Annotated in this window: 19 protein-coding genes; 10 read left to right on the top strand and 9 right to left on the bottom strand. The window is 62.4% G+C overall.

What is annotated here, in order from left to right; genetic code table 11:
- Positions 1–36 precede the first annotated feature (36 nt).
- From V3330_RS13305 to V3330_RS13295, 3 genes are read right to left on the bottom strand one after another with little or no spacing between them, the layout of a single operon-like run.
- Positions 37–789, bottom strand: a complete 753-nt coding sequence (locus V3330_RS13305) for an SDR family NAD(P)-dependent oxidoreductase (protein ID WP_354695919.1) — start codon at positions 787–789, stop codon at positions 37–39.
- Entirely contained in the window at positions 786–1,985 is a 1,200-nt protein-coding gene (locus V3330_RS13300) for an acyl-CoA dehydrogenase family protein (protein WP_354695918.1), read from the bottom strand. The genes V3330_RS13305 and V3330_RS13300 overlap by 4 nt, the downstream gene beginning before the upstream one ends.
- Before the next feature lie 14 nt (positions 1,986–1,999).
- Positions 2,000–2,779 carry an enoyl-CoA hydratase/isomerase family protein gene (locus V3330_RS13295; protein WP_354695917.1) on the bottom strand — a complete coding sequence of 260 codons (780 nt, stop codon included), beginning with the start codon at positions 2,777–2,779 and terminating at the stop codon, positions 2,000–2,002.
- Between the two features lie 246 nt (positions 2,780–3,025).
- Here V3330_RS13295 and V3330_RS13290 point away from each other — a divergent pair, with 246 nt between their 5' ends.
- Positions 3,026–4,687 carry an ATP-dependent acyl-CoA ligase gene (locus V3330_RS13290; protein WP_354695916.1) on the top strand — a complete coding sequence of 554 codons (1,662 nt, stop codon included), beginning with the start codon at positions 3,026–3,028 and terminating at the stop codon, positions 4,685–4,687.
- Between the two features lie 89 nt (positions 4,688–4,776).
- Here V3330_RS13290 and V3330_RS13285 read toward each other — a convergent pair whose 3' ends face one another.
- Genes V3330_RS13285 through V3330_RS13265 form a run of 5 tightly spaced genes read right to left on the bottom strand, consistent with a single transcriptional unit; the run spans position 4,777 to position 9,147 of the window.
- Positions 4,777–5,352 carry a carboxymuconolactone decarboxylase family protein gene (locus V3330_RS13285; protein ID WP_354695915.1) on the bottom strand — a complete coding sequence of 192 codons (576 nt, stop codon included), beginning with the start codon at positions 5,350–5,352 and terminating at the stop codon, positions 4,777–4,779.
- 15 nt (positions 5,353–5,367) lie between these two features.
- Positions 5,368–6,315 carry an electron transfer flavoprotein subunit alpha/FixB family protein gene (locus V3330_RS13280; protein WP_354695914.1) on the bottom strand — a complete coding sequence of 316 codons (948 nt, stop codon included), beginning with the start codon at positions 6,313–6,315 and terminating at the stop codon, positions 5,368–5,370.
- Complete coding sequence (locus tag V3330_RS13275) at positions 6,312–7,079, bottom strand: electron transfer flavoprotein subunit beta/FixA family protein (RefSeq protein WP_354695913.1); 768 nt, start codon at positions 7,077–7,079, stop codon at positions 6,312–6,314. The genes V3330_RS13280 and V3330_RS13275 overlap by 4 nt, the downstream gene beginning before the upstream one ends.
- Entirely contained in the window at positions 7,076–7,525 is a 450-nt protein-coding gene (locus V3330_RS13270) for a hypothetical protein (protein WP_354695912.1), read from the bottom strand. Before V3330_RS13270 ends, V3330_RS13275 begins: the two co-directional genes overlap by 4 nt.
- A complete protein-coding gene (locus V3330_RS13265; protein ID WP_354695911.1) occupies positions 7,522–9,147 on the bottom strand; it encodes a GMC family oxidoreductase in 1,626 nt (541 codons plus the stop codon). Before V3330_RS13265 ends, V3330_RS13270 begins: the two co-directional genes overlap by 4 nt.
- Before the next feature lie 260 nt (positions 9,148–9,407).
- Here V3330_RS13265 and V3330_RS13260 point away from each other — a divergent pair, with 260 nt between their 5' ends.
- From V3330_RS13260 to V3330_RS13220, 9 genes are all read left to right on the top strand, one after another.
- The gene (locus tag V3330_RS13260; protein ID WP_354695910.1) at positions 9,408–11,837 is read left to right on the top strand and encodes a TonB-dependent receptor; all 2,430 of its coding nucleotides are present in this window, start codon (positions 9,408–9,410) and stop codon (positions 11,835–11,837) included.
- Positions 11,838–11,921: 84 nt separating this feature from the next.
- Entirely contained in the window at positions 11,922–12,764 is an 843-nt protein-coding gene (locus V3330_RS13255) for a hypothetical protein (RefSeq protein ID WP_354695909.1), read from the top strand.
- 11 nt (positions 12,765–12,775) lie between these two features.
- Positions 12,776–14,815, top strand: coding sequence for a hydantoinase/oxoprolinase family protein (locus tag V3330_RS13250; RefSeq protein WP_354695908.1), 2,040 nt, complete (start codon positions 12,776–12,778; stop codon positions 14,813–14,815).
- Between the two features lie 122 nt (positions 14,816–14,937).
- Positions 14,938–15,804 (top strand): hypothetical protein, encoded by an 867-nt coding sequence (locus V3330_RS13245; protein ID WP_354695907.1) that lies wholly within the window; start codon positions 14,938–14,940, stop codon positions 15,802–15,804.
- A complete protein-coding gene (locus V3330_RS13240) occupies positions 15,801–16,211 on the top strand; it encodes a Zn-ribbon domain-containing OB-fold protein (protein WP_354695906.1) in 411 nt (136 codons plus the stop codon). Before V3330_RS13245 ends, V3330_RS13240 begins: the two co-directional genes overlap by 4 nt.
- Positions 16,208–17,758 carry a class I adenylate-forming enzyme family protein gene (locus V3330_RS13235; RefSeq protein WP_354695905.1) on the top strand — a complete coding sequence of 517 codons (1,551 nt, stop codon included), beginning with the start codon at positions 16,208–16,210 and terminating at the stop codon, positions 17,756–17,758. The genes V3330_RS13240 and V3330_RS13235 overlap by 4 nt, the downstream gene beginning before the upstream one ends.
- Before the next feature lie 3 nt (positions 17,759–17,761).
- Positions 17,762–18,925, top strand: coding sequence for a thiolase family protein (locus V3330_RS13230; RefSeq protein WP_354695904.1), 1,164 nt, complete (start codon positions 17,762–17,764; stop codon positions 18,923–18,925).
- Between the two features lie 16 nt (positions 18,926–18,941).
- Positions 18,942–20,213, top strand: a complete 1,272-nt coding sequence (locus V3330_RS13225) for a cytochrome P450 (RefSeq protein WP_354695903.1) — start codon at positions 18,942–18,944, stop codon at positions 20,211–20,213.
- Positions 20,214–20,247: 34 nt separating this feature from the next.
- The gene (locus tag V3330_RS13220; RefSeq protein ID WP_354695902.1) at positions 20,248–21,285 is read left to right on the top strand and encodes an NAD(P)-dependent alcohol dehydrogenase; all 1,038 of its coding nucleotides are present in this window, start codon (positions 20,248–20,250) and stop codon (positions 21,283–21,285) included.
- Positions 21,286–21,326: 41 nt separating this feature from the next.
- Here the strand turns inward: V3330_RS13220 and V3330_RS13215 are convergent, their stop codons facing one another.
- On the bottom strand, positions 21,327–22,691 hold the full coding sequence (locus V3330_RS13215; protein ID WP_354695901.1) for a spinster family MFS transporter: 1,365 nt from the start codon (positions 22,689–22,691) through the stop codon (positions 21,327–21,329).
- Positions 22,692–22,805: the final 114 nt, after the last annotated feature.

Below are 22,805 nucleotides of genomic sequence, written 5' to 3'. Positions count from 1 at the left end.
CTGATGCGGTGACACCCATGGGTAATCGTTTGCGGGTTAGAGCTTGCAGGACTCTCCGCCATCCATGACGAAAACACTTCCCGTCACGAAGTCCGAAAGTTCAGAGGCCAGGTAGCAGACCAGCGGCCCCATTTCCGAAGCGTTTCCCATTCGTCGCGCCGGAATTTTTCGCAAGCGCCGCTGCAGGAACTCCGGCGATTCAAGCACGGCTTTCTGCGCCTCGGTTTCAAAAGCTCCCGGCGCGATGGCATTGACCTGCACGCCTTTGGCCGCCCATTCCGCGGAAAGAGCCTTGGTGAACTGCAGCAATGCCCCTTTCGAAGCAGAATACGATACCAGCGAAGCCTTGCCCAGCAAACCCGATGTCGACGCAATGTTAATGATCTTGCCGGCGCCCGTGTCCACGAAATGGCGTCCGGCGGTACGAGCCAGCACGGCCGGCGCCGTTACGTTCACGGCCATTACCCGGTCCCATTCCGCTTCGTCCTGATCCAGGAAAGCCCCCGCCGGAGCGATTCCCGCGTTGTTCACCACGATATCCAGGCGCCCGAATTCATCGAGCACCGTTTTCGGCAGAGCGGCGACGGACTCGCGCTCGAGCATGTCGCAGGCGCAAGCCACGATCCGGCCGTCGAACTCCGCTTCCAACTGTTCCAACTCCGACCGCGAACGCGACGCGGCCAAAACCTTGACACCCTGCTCCGCGAGCGCGACAGCGGCAGCCCGGCCCAGACCTCGGCTGGCCCCGGTGACAATGGCGACCTTTCCGTCCAAATGAAATTCAATCACTGTACTTCCCTGGTTAGCTGGCTGGCGATCCCCAAACGCAGAACTTCAGAAGCCCCCTCGTAAATGCGCATGGGCCGCGCCTGCCGGTAAAGACGTTCGATTTTCGAACCGCGTATCAGGCCCCAACGGCCCATCATCTGAACACAACGATCGACCACGCGCGATGCCATTTCGCTGGCGCCCAGCTTGGCCATGGACGAAATGTGCAACGATGACTGAGGGTCATGCCCGGCCAGGCTGGCGGCACGATAGGTTAGCAGACGGGCCATTTCCAGTTCGGTCCAGCTGTCGGCCAGCATCTGCGCAACGGGCCCGAGCCGTGCCAGCGGGCGGCCGAACTGGTGACGGGTTCGAGTATGGCGAACGGCCTCTTCCAGAGCCGCCTGGGCCAAGCCCAGCGCCGCTCCGGCCACCGATGCCCGGAATACTCCGAGCGTGGAGAGCACCAGGTTCAATCCTTCGCCCGGTTCGCCCAGGCGAGCCGTGGCCGGCACAGCAACGTTATCGAACCGGACATCACCCAACACGTGTGGCGCCATCAGTTCCGGCGATGGCTCGACGGATACCCCGGGCGCATCGGCGGGCACCAGCACCATGCTGAAATCGGACCCTTCTTTGGCGAACACCAGGTAATAACCGGCCGCACCCGCATTTGAAATGAAGGCCTTGGCGCCATCCAGCCGCAACCCTTCGCCATCCGGCACCAGCGTGGTCGTAATGGATTTCAGGTCGGATCCGGCCTCGGGCTCCGTCAGGGCCAATGCCGGCAAGACGTCCGCTGCGGCGACCCGTGGCAACCACTCGGATTGCTGGTCCGGCGTTCCGAATGCGGTAATGGCATAACTCCCTATGCCTTGCAGTGCAAACAGGGAATCGGCGTGTGAAGAAGTTCCCATCAGCACTTCCCGGACAAGACAGATGGCGAGCGGATCAAGGGCTTCGTACCGCCCCCCGTACTGCCTGGGCACCATCAGGCGCGACAACGAACTCCTTTTCAGCGCTTCCAGAATGCCGGGATGCGGTTCGCTTCTCTCATCGGCTTCCGCGGCAATCGACTCGATCTCTTGGCACAAGGCCCTGGCCTCGTCCTGTAAGCCGACGTACCGGGCGGACAATTCGAGATCGAACCCCCGCTCTTCCTCTTCGGCATCCTGAGCACTCCCTGGTGCTCCATTCGGGTTGTTGCTTCTGATCATGCGTTTCATCCGTATCAAGTGGAATCCTTGCGTGCCCTGCCCTCGAACCGGGGAGCACGTTTTTCCATGAATGCCGTGGCACCTTCGATCATGTCCGCCGAACCGATGGCCTGAACCAACATGCCAAGACCACTGAGATAGTTGTCCCGGCACTGGTTCCACCAGACGTTGGAGTTGATCTTCGCGATCTCCAGATAGCGCGGGCTCATCCTGAGCAGTTCGTCCGCCCAGCGGGTCACCTCTTCTTCGAGTCGATCATCCGGAACCACGGCGTTGACCAGTCCCATCTCCAGCGCCTCCCCGGCCGGGTAACGGCGACACATGAAGGCGATTTCCTTCGCCCGTTTCTCACCGACGCTCATCGCCAGGAAATTGCTGCCTCCCAGCACCGGCGCACTGCCGACCCGAACGCCGGTTTGTCCGAACGTCGCGCTTTCCGCCGCAATCGCCATGTCACAGGCCACGACAAGTTCGTTTCCGCCGCCGGCCGCGCTTCCATTCACCGCCGCGATAACGGGACGGGGACTCATGCGCAGCGCATCGTAGACCTGCAGCGAGCCGTAGAACATTTTGCGCAATGCCGCCGGATCGGGGTCGCTGAGATCCGCCAGATATCCACCGGCGCAGAACGCCCGGCCTTCTCCGGTCAGCACGATGACCCCGGCGTCCGCAGCTTCATTCACGGCGTGGATGAGCGCCTCGGCCATGTCCGCATCATAGGCATTCATCCTTTCCGGCCGATTCAGGCGGATCCATTCCACTTCTCCACGACGCTCAACGACGATATCGGACATGACTTTCCAGCCTCTCGCTGCGGGAACAGAATTCAAACATGCTCAGACACGCTGCCTGGCTGCGCGCACATGCGCCGCGCAAACCGGTAACGGTCGGCTTCATGCTTGACAGATTTCCCTATTTTGTGGAAACATTGAATAAAGTTCAAGTTTTGTTTGAGGATTGCCTAAAAATTGCGCCACAACGCAGGTCAGAACCCGTGACGTCGGAGCGTGTGCCTGGCCGCTGAAAGGGGAAAGGAATCAATGGGACAGTGGGATGACAAATTCAAACGCCACGCCAGTAAATGGGCATCCTGGTCGATGCAGGAGTATGCGCAGCACGACCGCGTACTTCCCCGGATCATCGAAGACAAGGCCCGCCAACACCCCGATCGTGTCGTTTTCCAGTTCCGCCAGGAAGCGGTTACCTTCGGAGACCTCAACGAACGCATCAACCGGGTAGCCAACGGTTTGCTGGCCCTGGGTGTCAGCCGCGGCGACAAGGCGGCCATCATGCTGCCCAACTGTCCTGAATTCCTGTACGTCTGGTTTGCACTCAACCGCATCGGCGCGGTTGAAGTTCCGATCAATGTGTCCCTGAAAGGTCAGGGACTCGCCTATCAGATGGTTCAATCAGACTGCACGATCCTGGTGGCTGACCATCAGTACCGCGACCGGATCGAGGACATCGCGGAACGCCTCGCGGACATCCGTCACATCACCTGGACGGACACCCAGGCAGCTGCTCAGTCAATTCCAGGCTGGACCGGGTTCGAGCACCTGACGATGGCCGAACTCATGGGCCACCCGGACACAACACCCGACATCGCCGTCAGCTACAACGACCTTGCGTCCATTCTCTACACCTCGGGCACCACCGGCGTATCCAAGGGGGTGATGCTCAGCCACCATTACTGGTATGACATCTGGGCACAGGCTGTCGGCTACGCCCGCTACACCGAAGACGACGTGCTGTACAGCGGACTTCCCTTGTTTCACGGCAACGCGCAGGGCATCACGGTCGGACCCGCCATTCTGGCCGACGCCCGCGCCGTGATCGTGGAACGGTTTTCTGCGAGCCGGCTGTGGGACGACTGCCGCCGCTGGAACTGCACCGAAGCCAACTACATCGGCGGCATGATACCCATCCTGCTCAAGCAGGAGCCGCGCGAGGACGACGCCGACAATCCCGTTCGGATCATGGTCGGCGCGGCGGCGCCCGAAGACGAATGGCACCAGTTTCAGAAGCGCTTCAACACCAAGATTCTCGAAGTCTACGGCATGACCGAATGCTACAGCTGCCTGGCCAGTCCCTACGATGAACCCCGACCCGGCTCCTGCGGAAAACCGATCACCGGCTGGGACGTTCGCATCGTGGATGACGACGACAACGAATGCGCGCCCGGATCCCTGGGCGAGTTCATCGCCCGCCCCAACCGGATGTGGATCGGCACCAGCGGTTACTACAAACAGCCCGAAGCCTCCCTGGAACTGATGCGCAACGGCTGGATTCACACCGGCGACCTCGGCCGCATGGATGAGGACGGCTACTTCTACTTCGTCGATCGTAAAAAACAGGCCATACGCCGCCGCGGCGAGAACATTTCATCCTTCGAGGTCGAGTCGGTCATCACGGCCCATGACGCCGTGCTCGAAGCCTGCGTGGTGGGTGTGCCCTCGGATGTCGGGGAGGAGGAAGTGAAGGCGGTTGTGGTTCTCAAGCCGGAACAGGATGCCAGCGAGGTGGAGTTGATACGGTGGTGCGAGCCGCGCCTGGCTTACTTTTCGATCCCCCGCTACATCGCGATCAGGGACAGTCTGCCGAAAACACCCAGCGAACGGGTGGAGAAGTTCAAAATCAAGGAAGAGGGAATTACCCCGGATTGCTGGGATCGCGAAGCAGCGGGTATCGAACTCCAACGCTGAAGCCAAAGCCCCACGCGCGATCGCCATCGTTGGTGAAGCGCCACTCCCGGGAGTGACATCCCGTTCCGCCGGAACCGGGGACTGCCGTGCTACCCGATCTCCCCGTCTTCGTCCGACCGCGGCACCGCCAGGCTCTCAATGTCCGGGTACCCCTGTTCAGCGATATGACGGCCGATGGCCGCGTTTTCCTCGCCCGACAACGCCTCGATACCGTGGCCACTGGCCAGCCGATTGGTCATGGCGTAGTAGGCGGCGATGGCCACCACATCGCTGACGGTCTGCTCGGTCCAGCCCGCCTTCGTGATCGCCTCGACATCCGCGGCCGTGCAACGCATCGGCTGCAGGGTCAGCTTGCGGACAAACAACAGGATCGGGGTCAGGGTCTCGGGAACGGCCGCCGCCGCCGGATCCTCGAGCAGATCCTCGAGGACGTTCGCGTCCCACCCGAACGCACGGGCGATGCCGGTATGCGTGCCCGCACAAAACGAACAGGCGTTCAACGCTGACACATAGGCCGCCAGCAGTTCGCGCTCCCTGCGTTTCAGTTCGCCAGGCCCGGTCATCAGCGTCTTTCCGAGATCCATGCAATGCCGGTACCGGTCGGGCTCCCGGGTGAACAACCCGCCTAGCCCATGACCTGCCCTGAGAAACGAAACAAAAGCCATGATTTTTATTCCCGCTCAGTCGCTGGAGAGCAGGTGTTTGGCCACTTCCATGGCGTCGACGTGGGTTCCCAGGTGCGCCGCGTCGAAAATGGGCGCCTCCTCGTCGGTGTTGACCGCGAAAATCATCCGGCTCTCGCTGATCCCGGCCATGTGTTGCATTGAACCGGAGATTCCGAACGCCACGTAGAGCCGGGGTTTCACCGTGACACCGGACTGACCGATCTGCTTGTGCCGGTCGACCAGACCCACGTCCACCAGCGGGCGCGACGCGCCCAGCGCCACCCCGAGTTGACGGGCGATATCCTCGAACACCGCAATGTGCTCCGGCTTGCCCACGCCACGGCCGAGCCCGAAGATGACCTCGGCCCGCGCCAGTTCCGCATCTCCGGCGCCGGACTCGAGCAAGTCGATCCGGCGTACCCGGCTGTCTTCGCTGACCGCCTCGCCGACCACTTCCATCGGAACGGCTTGACCGGATGATTCCGCGGGCGTCCACACGCCTGCGCGCGGGAGCACGATCGACGGGCCCTCGTCATCGATTCGAAGCTTGACGTTGACCTTGCCGCCATACGCCGGCCGCGTGACGACGAGCGCCCCATCGGGCTCGCTCGATATTTCAATCACATCCGTCGCGAACGAAAACCGGCGCCGCTCCGCCAGGCCGGCCGCGAATGCGGCATTGTCCCAGTTCGCGGAAAGCAATACGGTTGCCGGCTGCGTGAGATCGATCAGGGTTTCGACCGCCCGCTCGCGAACCTCATGCGCCTGAGGATCCCCGGGGACGGGCAGACCGATGAGCCGGTCGATACCCCGCAGGTCGATGGCGCTCACCGACTGCGGGTCCGCCGACCCGACGGCGAGCGTGACGGGACGGCCCAGGCTGACGGCCGCGCTGACGAGTTCCGCGCTGGCTTCACTCAGCCCGCCCGCATCGATTTCTCCGATGACGAGTGTCCCGGTCATTGTGATACCTCCTGGACGAGTTCCCTGATCCGGGCCGCCACCTCGGCCGGATCGCCTTCGATCAGTTGCAGCTGACCACGGGACGGCGCGTGAGCCGACATGCTCTGAACCTGAATGGTCGAGGGCGGAAGATCTTCGGGCTCGGTGACCTCGATCTGTGCCCGCTTGGCCATCATGACCGCCTTGAACGACTCGGTGCGCGGCGTATTGATCCCGGTCTGAACGGTCAGCACGGCGGGCAGATCCACCTGAACGACCTCGGTGCGCCCACCGCTCGCCTCTTTGTGAACCACCAGTTGCCTCGTGTCCGGCTCGAATTCGACTTTGGTCGCCATCGACACACAGGGATACGCCAGAGCGCCGGCCAGTGCCGGTCCGGTCGCCTGCTGCGCTGCATCTTCGGACTGCACGCCACACAGCACCAGGTCCGCCGCCTCACGGCGTGCCACGAGCGCCAGGGCCCTGGCCACCACCAGCGGATCGAAAAGCTGCAGGCCGTCATCCGCGACGCGGACGGCGCGCTGCGCCCCCATGGCCAGACACTTGCGAAGTTCCTTGTCTGCTTCGGCTCCACCGACGGATACGACCACGACCTCACCGCCACCATGCTCCTCGCACAAGCGAATGGCTTCCTCGACCGCGTAACGATCCGGATCATTCAATCGCCGGGTGACGAAAAGCGGATCGATACCCGTTCCTTCGCCATCCAGCACGACGGCTCCGGGCAGAACCATGACTTGCTTGATACAAACGACGATTTTCATGAAGTTCCACCCGCGTTGTTCGCTTCTTCAGGGACCTGCCGGTAAATGGGACCCCGCTCCAGGACGGGTTGCAGCAGGTCGTCTTCGAGGTAGTATTCGGCCTCCCCCTCGAGAGGCGGGTTCGGTTCCACGGCCAGCCCTTCGTAACCCAGCGCCTGGCGCACCCGGGGATGCATGAAATAGGCGCCTGACAGCACGAAAGTCAGCGCCATGAACAGATCCGGAGACTCTTCGCGCAGCGTTTCCACGACTTCCGCCGGTTCACCCGAAACTTCAAGTGCGGCCAGAATCGCAGGCGCCATCGTCGGCACCGCGTCCAGGGCCTGATCCATCCAGGTGAGATGTACGTCGACCTCGCTCGCGGCCGGCAGTCCGGCCCCGGCCGGCATCAGTACATCGGCGAGAGCAGCCAGGCGAGTACGTTGAACATCATTCAATTCTTTCATTGCGACACCACCTGATTCCGTCGGGTTTCCACCAAATGAGTCGCCGTTCGTTTCGCGATGGCGGCGATGGAACACGTCGGATTGACACCGAAAGCCGTCACGAACACGCTGCCGTCAACCAGGTAGAGATTCGGTACGTCGTGCGATTTCCCCCACCGATCAACCACTGATGTTTCCGGATCATCGCCCATTCGCGCTGTACCCAGCAGGTGACCTGCCGGGATATCCCGGGAAAACACGAAGCTTTTCCTGGCGCCGGCGGCATCCAGCGATTCCATCGCGCGCTCACAGTGAAAATCCATGAGTTTCCGCGTGTTATCGGACAGCTTGTAGGTGATTTTGGCCGCGGGCAGACCATCGCTGTCCGTCTTGTCGGGATCGAGCGTCACCCGATTGTGTTCTTCGGGCAGGTCTTCAGCCACGATGCCCCACATCAGAGTGTGATGCGCCGCCTCCTTCATGGCGGCCGGAAAACCGGCTCCCCAGAACGCTTCTTCGCTCAGACCCTCACTGAGTGAGCGCCGCAGCATGTGCAGATGCGGGCCGATGCCGTCGTACAGGGTCCAATAGGCGCCCCGAACGAAACCCCGGGCGGGGTCCGATTCGTAAAACTGCATCGACCCGATCTTCTGCCCGCTCGGGCCGTGCTCCTCGAACTCCTCGTCGAAAATGCCGGCCACTGTCGCGCACGGATGCATCATGAGCCGCTTGCCCACCAGGCCCGAAGAATTGGCCAGTCCGTCGGGGAAGCGTTCCGACCGGGACATCAGCAACAGGCGCGGAGTGCCGATACCGTTGGCCGCGACGATGACGAGCGACGCCGCTTGAAACTGTTCGTTTCCGTCCCGGTCGATGTAAACCGCCCCATTGGCCAGACCCTGATCATCGAGCGTGATTTCCCGGACACGCGCCCCCGTGATCAATCGGGTCCCGGCCCGAATCGCCGCCGGCCAGTGGGTTACGTCCGCGGAACCCTTGGCGCCGGCGGGACAGCCGCCCACACAGGTCCCGTAACGCAGACACTGCTTCAGCTCACCGTAGTCCTCGGACGCGATGGCGTTGTTGCCGGGCCACCAGTGCCAGCCCAGCTTGTTCATGCCTTCGGCGAGCCGGCGTCCGGTGGTGCCGATGGGAAGGGGTGGCAGAGGCGGTGCCGCGCCTGGCGGATAGGCCGGATTGCCACCCATTCCGGACGCCCCGAATTCAATATCGATGGCCTCGTAATAAGGCTGCAACTCACGGTAGGTCAGGGGCCAGTCGTCCGCCACGCCGTCGAGGGTCTTGACATGAAAATCCGCCGGAGTCGGCCGTGGCCAGACCGCCGCGAACAGGACCGTGCTGCCGCCGACGCCATTGAACATCTGCACCACGGGCGCCTCGGAGTCCGTCTGGTCGACGGGGTAATCGGCATCGGAGGCACGCACATTGGGGTCGGCGTTCCACCTTCCCATGATCTGCAATTCGTAGTCTGGACGGATGCCGGGAAGCTTTCCCTGGTTGACCCAGTCACCCTGCTCCAGCACGACGACATCCATTCCGTTCTCAGCCAGGTGTTTCGCCACCACGCCGCCTGACGCTCCGGCACCAATTATCAGCACCTCTGCCTTAGTGTTGCGCGTCACTGGTTTCATGCCTCCATTTGCTGTCGCTCATTACGCTTGATCACCCGTGATTTCAGTGCACGCGACCGGTAAAGACCAACGCCCATTGGCCAACTGACCGCACGCGTAACACCAGCACTGAAAAGAGTCGTTTATGGACATACCTTATCGCTTGCCCGGGTGTTGCAGGATCGACCTGCCGCTTCTTGACAGGTGACTATGGTTGTGGAATTCTAATGTTTGTTTGAATATTATTCAACTTCAGAACCGGGGCCCCAACGATGACCAGCAAGGCAAAGTATCCGAGCGCGATCACGTCGACATTGTGTGCGATAACCCTGGGCACCTGGGCCGGAATTCCCGCCGTCGCGGCGGCGGATGACGACCTCCTGGAAGCCGGAAGGCTCGAGGAAGTCATCGTCACGGCACGCAAGCGTGAAGAGTCCCTGCAGGATGTTCCGGTGGTGGTCAACGTTCTGACCGAGGAAGAAATTGACCGCTATGCCCTCGACGGCCTCGAGTCGCTCGCCGCGAATATTCCCGAACTGTTCATTGGACGCTCTTCAAACGGGTCTGGGGCGCAAATCACGCTGCGCGGCGTGGGATCGGGCCGCACCACGATGGGCATGGAGCAATCCACCGCCGTGGTGGTGGACGGCGTTTACTACGGTCACGGCATGTTTCTCAACGAAGCCATGTTCGACCTTGCATCCATTGAAGTCCTCAAAGGGCCACAGGCGCTCTTTTTCGGCAAGAACGCAACCGCGGGGGTGATTTCCTTCAACACGGCCAACCCCACCGAAGAATTCGAAGCTCAAATGCGGGCCGGGTACGAAACCACCGCCGAAGAGTATTCAGCAGAAGGATTCGTCTCGGGACAGATATCGCCGAACCTGCTCGGCCGCCTGGCCGTTCGCGTGTCGGACATGCGGGGCGGATACTTCGACCAGGCTGCGGTGGACACGCCGATCAGCTTTCTGGATCTCGCCACATTCGAACCCGTTACTCGCAACCAGGCGCCCAATGACGGCTCGCTGCCGGGAACAGAGGCCTACGTCGCCCGGGGCACGCTTGTCTGGACACCGACCGAGCGCTTCACCGCCAGGTTCAAGGCCAGCATCAACGAACGCAACGACGAAGCCAACGCCTGGAATTTCGTGGTTTTCGAATGTCCCGGTGGCTTCACGCAGCCCAATCCCGCCGTACCCTGCGAACGGGAGTTCAACGCCCACGTTCCGAACGCCCCTGATGGCGTCGGCGGCAACCTTCCGGACATGAAGGAAGATGGCTCGTCTTATAATGAGTACAACTCCTGGGCCATGACGGCCGATCTCAGCTACGACTTCGGCAATGCGACGATCACCTCCGTCACCAATTACAACTGGCACCGCAACAAGTGGGGTCTGTCCCAGAATGTCGCGTCTCCGACGAGCTACATCGCGGCAACGCAGAATACGTCACTGAGCGCCTGGTCCAACGAGACGCGTTTCCAGACCTATTTCGACCAGCCGGTCAATTTCATGGTGGGTTTTTATTACCAGAACACCGACCGGGATCACGACCAGGCCGGTGCCTTCGCGCCGCTGGAAATCTCCACCAATCCCCCGGAAACGCAGTTCACCAGTTACATCAAGCCTTCAGGCTCGGAAGCGGAAACCTGGTCGGGATTCGGCCAGCTCACGTGGCGGGCCACCGACCGGACCGAGCTGGCGGCCGGCGTGCGGTACATTCACGAAACACGTGACAGTTTCCTGGTGCAGAGCTACATCATGCCGGCGCTGCAGGGCCTGTTCCTTCAGGACGTTCCGGTCTATGGCGACCAGAGCTTCACCGACTGGACACCGGAAGTGACCGTGACTTATTACCCGGCCGACAATCTGACGTTCTTCGCCGGCTACAAATCCGCCTACAAGTCCGGCGGATTCGCGGTCAGTTCCCTGATCGTCGCGGCCACGGTTCCGAGCGATGTCACATTCGAACCGGAAACGGGCGATGGCTTCGAGGTGGGCATGAAGAGCATGCTGTTCGATGATCAGCTTCGCTTCAATATGACTCTGTATCGATTCGAGTATGAGGATCTGCAGGTCGATTTCTTTGATTCGGTGACGTTCCAGTTCATCACGACCAATGCCGGTGCGGCGAAAGTCGAAGGCGTTGAATTCGAAGCCGACTACGCACCCAACGCCGTGCCCGGGCTGCTTCTGTCCGGTTACCTGAACTACAACAAGGGCCGCTACACCGACTACATCGCGCCCTGCTATACCGGCCAGTCCATTGCCGCGGGCTGCAACACCAACTTCGGGGCCGGCCTGGGCCAGGACCTGAGCGGAGAGCCGCTGGCCATGGCGCCTGACTGGGTCGCATCGCTCAACGCGGCTTACGAATGGGGCACGGAATCGGGCCACAGCTGGGAAGTTGGCGGCAACCTCCGCTACAGCGACGACTTCATATCGTCGAGCTTCGGCGCGCCGCTTTCGCGGCAGGACTCCTACTTCAACCTGGATGCCAGCCTGCGTTTCAGGCACTCCGGGGGGCACTGGGAGGCCGCGGTCATCGCCCGTAACATCACTGACGATTTTCACATCAGTGGCGAAACCGATCTCCCCAACAGTGGCAGCGGCACCGGCACCAACGACGCCGTTCCGGCCGACCCGGTCGGTCTGGTCGACTTGCCGCGTACGGTTCTGTTCCAGGTCACCTACAATTTCTGACCAAAAACGCAAAGGCAGCAAACGCAACCGTCACGCCGCAGCCGCCTGAACGAAAAGCGCGGGTTCGGCGACAGGATACCCGCAGTGAACACGAAGCCGGTTAAACAGACCATTGTCAGCGACGCGCCGGAAGGGCGCATCGTCTGCATGGACTCGGCTTACGATGTCGACCGGAGAAACCGGGACAAGGACGTCGTTGTAACGGCTTCGTATTGCGGAGTGCTGTGCGCCCGGTTCACATCGCAGCATCACCCGCGGGGCGTGATCGGCGTCGACTGCGGAATGGGGCTGGAAGGATCTGCGATCGCCGGGCTGTGGTACTACGAGGCACTCGACCTGCCCGCGGCTGCGGCCGACATCAACACCGTGGAACTGGGGAACGGACGGGATGTTTACGAGCACGGTGCGATTTCGCGTTTCAATCATCCGGCGCGCGAACTGGGGGTCAAGGAAGGCATGACGGTGCAACAGGCCGCGGGTCTGATGCTTGGCACCCGGACACACCACAACCAGGCCCCCGGCTCCGTTACCAACCGAACGGTGGTGCACGAAATCGAGGGGCGCAGCATCGTGTGTACCGACTCGATTGCGTTCGCTCTGCCCGAGGACACGGGCCGGAACGTACTGTGCACCGGTGGGCATACCGGCCGCAGCGCAGTCCCTTACCTGCGCTCGGCCCGCCCGCTGGGATTCATTTGCAGTGACGGCGGCGGCGGCCGGAACCGGTCCGGGATCGCCGGATTGACGATCGTGGAGCGGGACGGACTGGCCGGAGCGACAGTCGATTCAGCGACCGCGCGAATGGGAGATGGTCTGAGCACCTATCGTGACGGTGTCATCAGTGCCTGCAATCAACACGCCTCGGACTGCGGGGTGCATACGGGAATGACGGCGCGGGAAGCGGCTTTGCTGTTGCTGCGCAGATAACAGGAGAAGACATGACTGTCCGGATCGGTGTGGACATTGGCGGTACCTTTACAGACGTCGCGGCAGTTGGGCCGGACGGTGCCATTCACCTCGGCAAGAGGCTCACATCGGTCGGAGCCGAGAACGAAGCCGCGGTTGCCGCCGCGGTCGACTCAGGCGTGCCCTGGACGCCCGACACCGTTCTCGCCCACGGAACGACGCTGGTCATCAATGCACTGCTCGAGCGACGGGTTGGTCGTACCGCGCTGGTGTGCACCCGGGGTTTCGCCGACATTCATGAGTTGGCGACCGACTCCCGCCCGGAACCTTATTGCATGACGTTTCGCCGCGATCCCCCGCTGGTGCCGCGGGAGTTGAGATTCGAAATCGATGAGCGCGCGGAAGCACGCGGGGAAATCCTGCGCCAGCCGACCGAGGAGGAACTGGAAACCCTGATCCAGGAACTGCGCCAGGCCGAACCCGAGGCGATTGCCGTGGCATTCCTCAATGCCTACGTGCAGCCCGAAAACGAACACCTTGTCGGGGCCAGGCTGCAGGAGGCCTTCCCCGACCTGCCCATTTGCCTGTCTTCCGACATCAGTCAGAGCCCTCGCGAATATCAGCGCTTCACCACAGCGGCGGCGAATGCGTCAGTCGCTCCGCTGATGCGGAACTACCTGAGCCTGCTGGACAACGGCGTCCGTGCAGCCGGTTTTTCGGGAGACCTGGTCGTCCTGGACTCCAATGGCGGAGCCCAGAGCGTCGAAGTCGCCATGGAATTTCCGCTGCGAACCATCGAGTCCGGACCGGTCTCCGGTGCGCTGGCGGCCCGTAATCTGGCGATATCACACGGCGTGGAAAACGCGGTCGCTTTCGACATGGGAGGCACGACGGCGAAATCCAGTCTGGTCGAACAGGGACGGTTTCTGTCCACGGACCTGTACTGGATTGGAGGCTACAACCGCGGCTTCCCGACCCAGGTACCCTGCATCGATATCCTCGAGGTGGGGGCCGGAGGCGGTTCGATCGCGTGGCTGGATGATGGCAATCGGTTGCGGGTGGGTCCGCGATCCGCAGGCTCTTCACCCGGACCGGCCTGCTATGGCCAGGGCGGCACGGAACCGACCATCACCGATGCGAACCTGTATTGCGGCCGGTTGCCGCAGGTGCAGCTCTCCGGTTCGCTGCAGCTGGATGCCGAGGCGGCCGAGCGCGCCCTGTCCACTCTGGCGAAGAAAGCGGGCATGGAAACCCGGCGGCTGGCCCGGGGCATGCTGCACCTCGCGGTGATGTCGATGGCCAGGACGGTACGGCGGCAGACCCTCGAACGGGGCCGCGACCCGCGGGATTTCCTCCTCATCGCGTCGGGCGGCGCCGGGCCGATGCATGCCTGTGATGTGGCCCGGGATGTTGGAGTGCACAACGTGGCCATCCCGATGCACCCCGGCCACTTTTCGGCGATCGGCATGCTGAGCGCCGACCTCCGGTTCGAACGCACCACGACGATCGGCAAGGTACTGAGCCAGCTGAATCCCGACGATTTGCGCGGGCTGATGCAGGGCATGCGTGGAGAACTCGTCAAATCGCTCAGCGGAGTCGGCGCCTCCGAAGAGGACATTGTCTTCGAATACGCCCTGATGCTGCGCTACGTCGGTCAGGAACACACGCTGAAAATTCCGGCCGCGACCGAAGGTCTGGACGTCACGGACGATTTCGGCGACCGGTTCGCCACGGCGTTCGCCGCCGAGTACCAGACCCTCTTCGGGCATGCCGACTCCCTGTCGGAAGTGGAGGTCGTGCAACTCGAACTGGTCGGAAAACGGGCCCTGCCGCAAGTCCGGATCAAGCCGAGTTCGGCTGGCGGAACCGGATTGCCGCAGAGTTCCACGGCCTATTTCGGCCTGGATGCCCCACCGATCGAGACCCCGGTGATTGACCGGGCCTCACTGGTGGCCGGAGACACGCTCGAGGGTCCGGTGATCGTCTGCGAGGAAGGGTCCACATCCGTCATTCCGCCCGGATCGCACGCCCGGGTGCTCAATGACCTGACCCTGCTGGTAACGCTCAAGTAGACCCACTCCGGGGAAGTCGCGTGACGCCCCGGGCACATGCACGCCGTGCGGGAACGCCGCATCGGCGCCGCGGTCCGATTCTTTGCGGCCCCGGCAAACGAGAATGAAACGGAGACAGTACATTGACTGATCTGCTCGAAACCGAAGATCACCCGCAACAAATCGTTCTGGAACAGGATGGGCGCCGGGTGGTGACCATGGACTCGGCGCGTTACGTGGACGCCAGAAACACCGAACGCGATGTCGTGGTCGCGGCATCCTATATCGGCGTGCTGCCCGCACGCCTGATGGCGCCCCATAAACCCCGCGCCGTCATCGGACACGACGGCGGGATCGGCAAGGATGCGGCGGGAATTCAGGGTTTGTATTACCTGGAAGCGCTCGGCATTCCCGCGGCAGCCGTGGACGGCGAAAGCGCGGAACTGGGCAATGGCGCGGATCACTACGAGGCCGGCGTGATCAGCCGAACCAATATTCTCGCCGAAAATTGCGGTGTCCGGCCGGGCCAGTCCGTCGCCGAGGCAGCCCGAATCCTGCTGGAGAACGAACCGGGAGACGTTGAACCCGGAACGAAAATTCGCCGCGAAGTCGTCGAAACTTCTCCGACCGGACGCGATGTCGTCATAACCGACTCGATCATTTTTGCCCGGCCGGAAGACAAGGGCCGCAACGTACTCGTGACGGCCGGCCATACCGGTACTTCCGGTGCGTCGTTCCTGCTCGAATTCCAGCCCTGGGGCTTCATCTGTTCGGATGGCGGCGGCGGCAAGAACGACTCCGGAACCGCCGGTCTCGCCATCGTGGAAAAAGAAGGGCTGGCCGGCGCCAGCGTCTCGGCCAAATCGGCCGCCATTGGCGATGCGTATTCGACCTATCACGACGGGATCATCGTCGCCTGCAACGGGCCCGCCGAAAAACGGGGCGTGCGCGTGGGCATGAAGGCCCGGGAAGCGGCTCACCTGCTGCTGCAGGAGGACGACGCGGAATGACCCTGTCCCTGCCCGCCGAAGCGTCCACGACAACCCGCCCTTTCTGGGAAGCAGCCGCGGCCGGCTCCCTGGTTCGTCCGGTATGTGGTCAATGCGGCCGCAATTTCTTCATTCCGCAGATTGCCTGCCCCGACTGCCATACCGAAGACTGGACCTACGAGCAGAGTTCCGGCAAAGGCGTGATCTCCACTTTCACCGTTGTGCACCGCGCCCCGACGGACGAGTTGGAACCGCCCTACGTGGTCGCGGTGGTCGACCTGGATGAGGGCTGGTACATGATGACGAACATCGTCGACTGTCCCCACGAATCCGTGCGCATCGGTCAAGCCGTCGAAGTTGACTTCCAGAGCCGGGCCGACGGCATTGTGCTGCCGGTATTCCGGCCCTCCGGAGCGAACCCATCATGAATATCGGCCTGGCCACAACCCGCTCGGCGCGTCGCTATCCCGACCGGCTGGCGGCCTTCGACCACGAACGTGAATTGCTCTGGCGGGACCTGGACGCGAGAAGCAATCGCCTGGCAAATGTCCTCCATTCCGGATTGCAGCTCGACAAGGGCGACCGCGTCGCGCTATGGGCGCCGAACCGCCTGGAAGTTCCGGAAGTTCTGGCCGGGGTTGCCAAGGCCGGCCTCGTCTATGTCGGCCTGAATTTCCGCATGAGCGACACGGACTTCGCCCACGTCTTCGAAAATGCACAGCCCCGCGTGCTGATCGTCGCGGGCGAGTACCGCGAACGGGCGGAGCATCTGATCTCGGGCCAGGACATCCGCCTCATCGATCTCGACGACGCATCATCGAGCGGCTACGAATCACTGCTGGCCGATGCCGCGTCACTGGCACCGGCGACCCTGCACCAGGTCAGGCCGGAAGACGATTTCTGCATCGTCTACACCAGCGGTACCACCGGAACCCCCAAGGGCGTCTGGTTCGACCACGGCCGGGTACTGCAACACGCCACGGTGGCGGCCCTGGAGTATGAAATCGACCGTGAGACACGCTACCTGACGGCCATTCCGCACAATTCATCGGTGCACATCACAATGGCACCGTGCATGACGATGGGCGGGGCCATGGGATTTTTCGACTCCCGCAGATTCGATGCCGAAGTCTATGTCCGGGAAGTGGCGCGCACCGCCGCGACGCATTCCTACCTGGTTCCGACGCAACTGTACCGGCTTCTCGAAACGGCGCCGGGTCAGGATTCACTCGCTTCGATGAACACCCTGGGATACGGCGCGGCACCCATGTCCCCCGACAAGGCCGCCCTGCTGGTGGAGCGGTTCGGACCGATTTTCAACCAGTTATACGGCATGGCGGAAATCGCATCGATCGGAACGATGCTGCGCAAGGACGACCATGTCACGGCCCTGGACGGCCGTCCCGAATTGCTGCGGTCCGTGGGCCAGCCCTCGTACGCCATCGATGTCCGGGTCGTGGACCCCGCCGGAAACGATGTGGATAAAGGCGAACGCGGCGAGGTCATCTTCTCGGCGCCGTACATGATGAAGGGCTACTACCGGGATGCGGACCGCACGGCGCGCACGCTGATCGACGGCTGGATTCATTCCGGGGATGTCGCCAGGGTCGACGACGACGGCTTCATCTACATCGTCGACCGGATCAAGGATCTCATCATCCGCGGAGGCTACAACATCGCACCCGCCGAAATCGAAGCGGCGCTGCACCAGCATCCCGATGTTCTCGAAGTCGGTGTTATCGGTGTGCCCGACGAGCAGTGGGGCGAGTCCATCCTGGCGGTTGTGGCGCTCAAGCCCGGGGCCGCTTCCGATGCCACCACCATGATCGACTGGTGCAGGAACGAGTCTTCGCTCAGCACCGTGAAGCTCCCCGGCAACATCGAGTTCGTGCCCAGTCTGCCCAAGAACGCAGTCGGGAAAATCGCCAAGAACGAGCTGCGCCGGAACTATTCCGCCGCCGCGGACGAGGACTGAGCCGTGAGTGGTCTGCATCAAACAGCCATTGTCGGCGTCGGCACGAGCGAACAGCGCAAGAGGCTCGAACGCACGGCGCTGTCCGCCTGTCTGGACGCGGCGCTGAGCGCCATTCGTGACGCCGGCATGGACGTCAGTGATATTGATGGCGTGGCCGGCCGCTGGCCGGGACCCGGAGGCACGGTCATGCATCCCGGCTCCCTGGACTGGGCCACGCTGCTCGGCATTCCGGTTCGCTGGGTTCAGGACACCTACCCCCAGGGCGTTCCGGCGGTGCTCGATGCCGCCGCCGCGATTGCCGCCGGGCTGTGCTCTTCCGTGTTGATCGTCGGCGGGCAGGCGGCCATTCGTGATGCGACGGCGAAGGTGGCCGCCTACACCCGTCCGGAGAATGAATTCATCGCACCGTGGGGCGCCTTCACGGCGGTCCATTTCGCGCTGCTGGCGCAGCAGTACCTGCATCGTCACCCCCGCTCGCGCGAAGGCGCGGCCGAGGCCGCCGCCATCATACGCAACCGCGGACACGCCAACCCCGAGGCCGTGATGTACGGCCGCGGGCCGTATACCGCGGAAGACATTCTGTCCGCCAACATGATCGCCAGCCCGTTTACCCTGCTCGATCTGTGCCTCGCCACCGAAGGCGCGGCCGCGATGGTGGTGACGCGCCGGGACATCGCCAGGGACACCCGGTCACCGGTGTGGGTGTTGGGGGGCGGTTGCGACTGGCACAAGCAACAGTACGTCGATCCCCCCCGCTACGAGGAAGTCTGGTCGATCGGCTCCGACGCCGCCGAGCGCGCTTACCGGATGGCGGACCTGAAACCGAAAGACATCGATCTCGCCCAGCTTTATGACATCAACTCCTTCGAGGTCCTGCGGCAACTGGAGGTCTTGGGCTTTTGCCCGCCGGGCGAGGCCGCCGACTTCGTATGCCAGGGTGGAATCGGTCCCGAGGGCGATCTTTCAATTAATACCGATGGCGGACTGATGTCGTACAGCCACATCGGCTGGGGCGGTCCCACGCTCAAAATCGTTGAGGCGGTGCATCAACTCCGCCACGAGGCCGGCGACCGCCAGGTGGCGGACGCCCAGGTCGGCCTGGCGACAGGCGCGGGTTCCGGCGCCCAGTACCACAACGTCGTCATACTGGGGCGTGAGCCCCACTGAATTCTGGAGATATTGAATGAATACAGAGTCTGACAAGTCACAATGCCCGGTCAGCGGCGATCGTCCGCTGTTTCCGGATTACGATCCGCTGGCGCCCGACAACAAACAGGATCCCTGGCCGATACTGGCGAAGGCCAGACGGGAACAACCCGTGTTCTGGATGCCGCAACTGCAGATGTACTGCGTTACGCGGTACGAAGACGTGCGCACCATCCAGAAAGATTCCAGGACATACTCCAACGTCGGAGCGAACTTCATGCGGGTCCCGCTGCCCGAAGGCCTGGAAATCCCGCCCGGCTGCCCATTCCCCAGCGTGGGAGAAAGCGTGGCCAATGCGGACGGAAAAGTGCACAAACGCCTGCGTAAACTCATGCAGCCGACATTCAGCCGGCCGGCCGTGGCACCGTTCGCGCCCCAGATCGAGAAAATCGCGAATGATCTCATCGACGATTTCATCGCGGACGGCAAGGCCGATCTGGTCAGCCAGTTCGCCAACAAGATGGCGATGCGAACCATCGCCGCCGTGCTGGGATTCGCGGTGGAGGATTCAGCCAAATTCCGCGCATGGACCGATCAGTTCCTGCTCCTGATGGGCACGCCCGACATGGGTGAAGACGAAGCGCGGACCTTGTGGTCGGGACTGATCGACTGGTACCTGTACATCCAGGACATGATCCAGGACCGCCGCAAGAATCCGCAGAACGATCTCGTGTCAGCGCTGATGGCCCCGCCCGAGGACGAGTCCATCGCGCCGCTGACCGACGAAGAGATTGCGGCCAACATCATCGCCTTCATCGTCGCCGGTACGGACACGACCGCGATTTACATCACCCAGACGGTGCGGCTGCTCCATCGGGAGGGCCTGTGGCAGTCCGTGGTCGAAGACCGCTCCCAACTCGAACGCATCATGGAGGAAACACTGCGGCATACCGGCGTGGTCCGCGGTCTCAACCGCGTGACGACCTGCGACACTGAATTGTCCGGCGTGAAAATCCCGGCGGGTTCGACGATTTACTGGATGGGCGCGTCCGCCAATCGGGACGAGGAACACTTCGAAGACCCCGATCGCTTCGACCCGGACCGCAAGAACGTATTCGAACATGTCGCGTTCAGCGCCGGACCGCACTTCTGCATGGGAGCGCCGCTGGCCAGGCTGGAGGCGAAAATCGCCTTCAATGCGATTTTCGACCGGCTGCCCACGCTGCGGATACCGGAGCAGGAAGTCGAGTTCCAGCCGAACTTCATCACACCGACGCCTAAACGCCTGCTCGTGGAATGGGATCTGTGATGGACCTCTCCGGAAGCGATCGGAGCCTGTCCCGATGAAAGCGGCCGTACTGAACGAATTCAATCGCGAACTGGCCCTCACCGAAGTCGAGGACCCGCGCATCCAGCACCCGGGCGACGTGATCGTTCGTGTCACCGGTGCCGGCGTGTGCGGCTCCGATGTGCACTGGATCGAAGGCGCATTCAAGGACGTCCTGGGCGCTCCTGAATTCCCCTACGTTCTGGGACACGAAAACGGGGGCTATGTCGAAGCCGTCGGATCCGCGGTGACCAGCCTTCAAGTGGGTGATCCGGTCCTGGCTCATCCCCACATTACCTGTGGCCTGTGCCGCGCCTGCCGGCGGAATGAAGCATCATTCTGCGAGTCCCTGCGATTTCCGGGAATCGACGGCCGAACCGCAGGTGGCTTCGCGGAACTGTTTCGCACCACCGAACACGCGCTGGTAAAACTGCCGCCCGGTACCGACCCGGCGCCCATGGCCTCGCTGGCGGACGCGGGACTGACCGCCTACCACGCCGTGAGACGCGCCTGCGGCGATCTGCCGGCGGATGGTGTTGCCGTGGTCATTGGCGTAGGCGGCGTAGGCTACTTCGCGCTACAGCTGCTCAGACTGTTTTCACCCGCACGGCTGATTGCGGTCGACCGGGTGGCCGAAAAACTCCGGGATGCGGAAACACTGGGGGCGGACCTGACGCTGAGCGCGGGCGACGAACTGGTCGACCAGGTCATGGAAGCGACCGGCGGCACGGGTGTCGATCTGGTGATGGACTGTGTGGGTGTCGCACCGGTCCCCGAACAATCGCTGGCGATGCTGCGGCGCGGCGGAGTTTACTCGGCACTTGGCGCTGATACCGGTGAAGCCTGTTGTGGCACGCTCGCGCTGACCGGCCGGGAATTGACCATCAAAGGCAACCTGGTGGGAACCCTGGGGGAACTCGCGGAACTCGCACAACTGGCTGCGCGCAACCGCATCCAACTGACCCAGACATCCTATCCGCTGCAGGACATCAACCGGGCGCTGAGCGACCTGCGCCATGGCACGGTTCGAGGACGTGCGGTCCTGGTGCCATGAACCCGGCGGGCAGACTCAGGCGAACAACGATGGAACCGGCATCAGTTCGCCGCCTGCGCCGCTACCTGGGCACGAAAATGTTTGAGGCCCCGGCCCAGTATGAAGGCGCTGAGAATGCCCGAAACGATGGCCACACAGGCGATGGACCGTCCGACGGCCAGATCGTCGCGAAACACGAAGTCAGTGATCGATGCCGTAATGGTCGGGCCCAATCCCAATGCGATCAGGTTGAGGATGAAGAGATAAATAGCCGACACCAGGGCCCGCAGACGATTTGGCGTCGCCTGCTGCAGCGCAGCGGCGGCGGCGCCAAAACCGAAGCTGGAGAAAAACAGCAGCGGACCGTACATGGCGAGAATCCCGGTGACTGAAGTAACCGTCAAACTCAGCAGAGCGAACGGTATGCAACCCAAACCGGCGATCACGCCGACTCGCATCGCACCATCGGTGTATCCCCTGATTACCAGGCGGTCCGCCAACCAGCCGCCGACAATGATGCCGGCGGTGGCGAACACAAGCACCAGCACTCCAACAGCGGGACCCGTCTGGCCGATGGACAGATCGAAACTCCGGGTCAGGTACGCGGGCGTCCAGGCCACGATCGCGTTGAAAATGACCGCGAGAAAAGAGAATCCGAAGATATGCGCGCCGTAGACTCGCCAGCGTTGCCGCATGTATTCATTCACCTGCCGCAGCGGAATGGGATCCTGGACATCACCGCTGAAAGCGGCATTGGCCTGAAATCGGCGAACCGGCTCGGGCACCGTGAACATCAACAGAGCCACGGCGAGACCGGGCACGCCGACTATGAAGAATGCGGCCTGCCAGGACCTGATGGTACCGACGACGGGCAGGGTAATTTCCGGAGTGCTCATGGCTGCCTGAAGAACCATGCCGCCGATGATGAAGACCATACCGGCACCGATATACGCGCCGGTCGTATAAAAACTGAGCGCGCGGCCCAGTTTCTGCGGCGGAAACAGGTCGGCCACCATCGAATACGCCGGCGGGGACAAAGCGGCCTCGCCAACCCCGACGCCCACTCGGGCTGCGAAAAGCTGCCAGTAGCCGTTGGCGATACCGCATGCCGCGGTCATCAGACTCCAGACCGTCACACCCGCTGCGATGATCATCCGGCGACTGAACCGGTCCGCGAGTCGCGCGATCGGAATACCCATGACCGAAAAGAAAATCGCGAAGGCGAAACCGTGGAGCAGGCTGACCTTGGTATCACTGAGATTGAGGTCCTGTTTGATCGGTTCGATCAGAAGACTGAGGATGAAACGGTCGGCAATCGACACCGTGTAGGCCAGAAAAAGCACGCCAACCGCATACCACGCAACCGCAGGCGCGGGCCAATCCGGCTGTCGGGTGGAAGGATCGGGCGTATTGGAGTTGGCCGTCATGTTTTTGTTCTCGACATTGAAAAGAATACCGGTGAGGGATTCGCTCGCCCCGGCTGCAGTTTGAAATTTATTCAACAAAAAATGCAAGATACCGTATCTGGCCGTTCAGGTGTT

This window comes from Elongatibacter sediminis, assembly GCF_037892215.1.
Classification (GTDB): domain Bacteria; phylum Pseudomonadota; class Gammaproteobacteria; order Xanthomonadales; family SZUA-36; genus Elongatibacter; species Elongatibacter sediminis.
This window is presented reverse-complemented; position numbering and strand designations above follow the sequence as displayed.